The 3,762-nt window shown below is 69.6% G+C and carries 3 protein-coding genes and 1 pseudogene; 1 reads left to right on the top strand and 3 read right to left on the bottom strand.

The window, feature by feature from the left end:
- Positions 1 to 556 (top strand): ATP-binding domain-containing protein (locus RWO33_RS19645; RefSeq protein ID WP_314107086.1); only part of this gene is annotated, 556 nt, incomplete at its 5' end.
- 27 nt (positions 557 to 583) lie between these two features.
- Here RWO33_RS19645 and RWO33_RS19650 read toward each other — a convergent pair.
- From RWO33_RS19650 to RWO33_RS19660, 3 genes and pseudogenes are all read right to left on the bottom strand, one after another.
- Positions 584 to 997 carry a hypothetical protein gene (locus tag RWO33_RS19650; protein ID WP_314107088.1) on the bottom strand — a complete coding sequence of 138 codons (414 nt, stop codon included), beginning with the start codon at positions 995 to 997 and terminating at the stop codon, positions 584 to 586.
- Between the two features lie 36 nt (positions 998 to 1,033).
- Positions 1,034 to 3,058 carry an FUSC family protein gene (locus tag RWO33_RS19655; RefSeq protein WP_314107090.1) on the bottom strand — a complete coding sequence of 675 codons (2,025 nt, stop codon included), beginning with the start codon at positions 3,056 to 3,058 and terminating at the stop codon, positions 1,034 to 1,036.
- A 103-nt stretch (positions 3,059 to 3,161) separates the two neighbouring features.
- Positions 3,162 to 3,762, bottom strand: a pseudogene (locus RWO33_RS19660) (TolC family protein); the annotation flags it as partial.

The raw sequence follows: 3,762 nt of genomic DNA on the forward strand, positions 1-3,762 counted from the left end.
GCTCACCGCGCTGCGCGACGGTCCGCAGGGTGCGCGCGGGCTGAACGAGCGGATCGAAGCCGCCCTGGCCGGCAGCGCGCGCCCGGGCAGCGGCCCGCGCTATTTCCACGGCCGGCTGCTGCTGATCAGCGAAAACAGTTACCGGCATCGGTTGTTCAACGGCGATATCGGCTTGTGCCTGCGCAGCCGCGAAGGCGCGATGCTGGCCTGGTTCCCCGGCGACAGCCCGGAGCAGCCGCGCGCCTTCCACCCGGCCGCGTTGCCCGCACACGAAAGTGCCTTCGCCATGACCGTGCACAAGGCACAGGGCTCGGAGTTCGATGAGGTCTGGTTGCAGCTGCCCCGGCGCGACAACCGGGTGCTGTCGCGCGAGCTGGTGTATACCGGCATGACCCGCGCGCGGCAGGCATTGCATGTACTGGGCAGTGCAGAGGTGCTGCAGGCCGCGTTGGCGCGGCACGCCAGCCGGTTGTCCGGGCTGGCGCAGCGACTGAATGGTAGAGCCGGGCCTTGCCCGGCTGCACCTGCAGAGCCCGCCCAAGGCGAACTCTGGTAGAGAAAAGCGCTACCGCGCCCTAAAGAATCAGGCGTCGCCTTCTTCTTCCCCGGGAATCAGCACGGTGCCGTCCGGGTACACGATCGCACCGTCGCCGCTGACATCGAAGAAGCCGATCTGGTGCTTGTTGGCCAGGATCTGCACCTGGCCATGGGCGTCTTCGGCCACCTCGTCGTCGAACGAGGCATAGATGATATGGGTGCCGATGCTGTAGTCGGTCACCTGCGGGCGGTCATCCTCGTCATCGGACAGCGGGCCATCCATCGGCGGGAAATCTTCGGCCAGTTCGGTGAAGAAGGCCTGCAGCGCCGGCACCGAGACGGCGGCGTCGTCGTACTCGTGCTTCTCGTTCCATTCGGTCTGCGCGTTGTACCACTGCAGAAACGCCTCCACTTCGCGCGGCGCCACGGCCGGGTCGAACACCATCACGTCATAGCTCATTGGGGTTTACCTTGTTCCATGCAGGAATGCAGGGCGTCAGGATACTCCGCCCTGTGTGACCGCCAGCTGCTCCGGGAACAACGCATAGCGCAGCCCCAGCACGCCCATCAGCGCTTCATCACGCGCCTTGCCGGCCTCCACCGTCTGCACCCGCTTCAGCGAGGCCTCCAGTTTGGCCTGCAGCGCGGGCGGCGCCGGCTGTGGCCGGCGCAGCGCCACCTGGGCGCGGTAATGCGCGGCCACGTCGTCCAGGATCGCCTCGATCGCCTGCATGCTCGGCGCCGGCAGCCCATGCCGTGCCCGGCGCAGCTGCAGGATGTTCAGCCCGATGCGGGCCTCGGTGAGCATGTCCACCGAGGCGATGTCGCTGCCTTCGGGGGTGGCGGCCAGGCGCGGGGCGAGCAGGCCCAGCAGGTCCAGCATGCGCGCGGCGAACTGCTGGCGGTCCTGCTGGCCACGGCCTTCGGCCGCTTCGGCCAGCGTGGTCCAGCCCTGGCGCACCAGGCGGCGGGCGGTCCATTCAGCGCCCACCGAGCGGAACAGGCGGGTCATCACCACGGCAAAGCCAATGCCGATGAACATCGCCACCGAGGAATTGATGAAGCTCTGGATGTTGGCGCTGTAGGTGTTCTGCACGTTCAGCAGCGCCACCAGGTTGACCGTCAGTGGCAGGCCGATCAGCGCGGTCTGCGGGCGGTGCAGGAGCAGGCCCAGCGGCAGGAAGATCACCGCCAGCACCAGCGCCAGGCTGCCGAAGTCGTGCACCGCCGGGAACACGCCGAACAGGTACACGCCGGCCACCAGGCTGGCCACGATCGCCCACAGCAGGAACTGCAGCATGCTTGGCGCCGGGTCGTCCTGCGCGGCGAAGAACGCGGCGGCCACCGCGGCCATCATCGCGCCGTTGCCGCCGCCTTCCCACCCCAGCCCGATCCACAGCGCGCAGTAGGTCATCAGCGCCACCCCGGCACTGGCCGCCGAGAACAGCGCCATGCCGTAGTCCACGTGGCGGCCACCGGCAACGCGTTTGGCGTTGATCCGGTAGTGCGCGCTGTCGAGCGGCGCATTGCCGTGTTCGATGGCCTGCTGCAGGGTGGTGCAGTCCTGCCACAGGTCGACCAGCTCCTCCAGGCGCAGCAGCAGGGTGACCAGGAGCAGGTGGTCCAGTTCGCCGTCCACCGTCGGCTTCATCGCCAGGATCCGTGCGCGCAGGGCGGTGTATTCATCGTCGGTGGAACGGCTTGGCCGTTCCAGCCAGGCCGCGATGTCCTCCACCAGCGGCTCCAGCCCGGGCGGCAGCGCGCGCCCGCCGGCGCGCAGCGCACCCAGCCGGTCGGCGATGGACGACAGCACCGGCAGCATCAGCAGCATGCGTTCGCGCAGCCGTTCCATCGACACCGCGGCACCGGCATGGCGGGGGTCATCGCGGCGCAGGAATTCGATCAATGCCTCGAACTGCACCAGGTCGGCGGCCAAGCGGTTGCGTGGCGCGTGCGCCTGGCCGCGCAGCAGGATCTGCCGGCACCACTGCGCCGCGTCGCCCATCCAGTTGCCGATCCGCGCGCGCAGCATCGGCCGCACCGAGGTCGGGAAGAACAGCGAGGCGAACAGCACCGCCACCACCGTGCCGAGGATGATCTCCTCGCTGCGTGCCACCACCGTGTCGAAGATGGTGTCCGGCGAGGTCACCGCCGGGAAGCCAATGAACGCGGTGGTGTAGCCGGCCAGCAGGAACGCATAGCCGCGCGGGCCGCGGTTGAGCAGGGCGATGAACAGACACGCCGACAGCCACAGCGACATCGCCGCGCTCAGCAGCAGCGGGGTTTCCACCAGGTGCGGCAGCATCCACAGCGTGGCCGCGCCGGCAATGAGCGTGCCGACGATGCGGTAGACGCCCTTGGCCCGGGTCGGGCCCAGCATCGGTTGGGTGACGATGTAGACCGTGGCCATCGCCCAGTACGGGCGCGAGAGGTTGCCGGCCAGGCCGATGTAGAGGGCGGCGAGTGCGGCCAGGAAGGTTTTTACCGAAAACAGCCAGGCCTGGCGGTCGAGCAGGAGCATTGGGCTAGTCCTGCTGGGTTGCGGCGTGCCGATTGGGAGCATGCCGATTGGCAGCGTGCCGACTAACAGTCGGCACTACCGTCGGTGCTGGCGCCTGTGCCACCGCGTCGGCGTTCCAGCCGCCGCCTAGGACCAGGAACAGCTGGATCTGGTCGCGCGACACCTGCGCCTGCTGCTGCGCGAGCGTGGCATCGGCCGAGACCAGGGTGCGGTCGGCGTCCAGGCTGGACAGGTACGGCGTGCGCCCACCCTGGTAGAGCCGGCGGTTCTGTTCGGCGGCCAGCGCGGCCTGGGCCTGCGCCTGTTGCAGCGCCTGCAGGCGCTGAAGGTCGTGCGCGTAGCGGCTGAGCGCGGTCTGGGTTTCGCGCAGCGCCTGCAGCACGCTGTGGTCGAACTCGGCCAGCGCCGCATCGGCGCCGGCCTCGGTGGCGTGGATGCGCGCGTGGGTGCCCGAGGAGGGGAGGGTCCAGGAAATCAGCGGGCCGATCGACCATTGCTGGGTCAACGGCTCGCCGAAGTCGGCCAGCAGGCCGGCCGCGCCGAGCGAGGCGCCCAGGCGGATGTCCGGATACAGCTCGGCGGTGGCCACGCCGATCCGTGCGGTGGCGGCGGCCAGCCTGCGCTCGGCCTGGCGGATGTCGGGGCGGCGCTGCAGCAGCGCGCGGCCATCGCCCACCGGCAGCGGCTGGGACAGGGTCGGGGCC

The organism is uncultured Stenotrophomonas sp. (assembly GCF_963519925.1).
GTDB lineage: Bacteria > Pseudomonadota > Gammaproteobacteria > Xanthomonadales > Xanthomonadaceae > Stenotrophomonas > Stenotrophomonas maltophilia_AE.

Bases quoted from the DNA above. Each gene is read 5' to 3' on its own strand.
- RWO33_RS19650 (WP_314107088.1), bottom strand. From the start codon at position 997: ATGAGCTATGACGTGATGGTGTTCGACCCGGCCGTGGCGCCGCGCGAA.
- RWO33_RS19655 (WP_314107090.1), bottom strand. From the start codon at position 3,058: ATGCTCCTGCTCGACCGCCAGGCCTGGCTGTTTTCGGTAAAAACCTTC.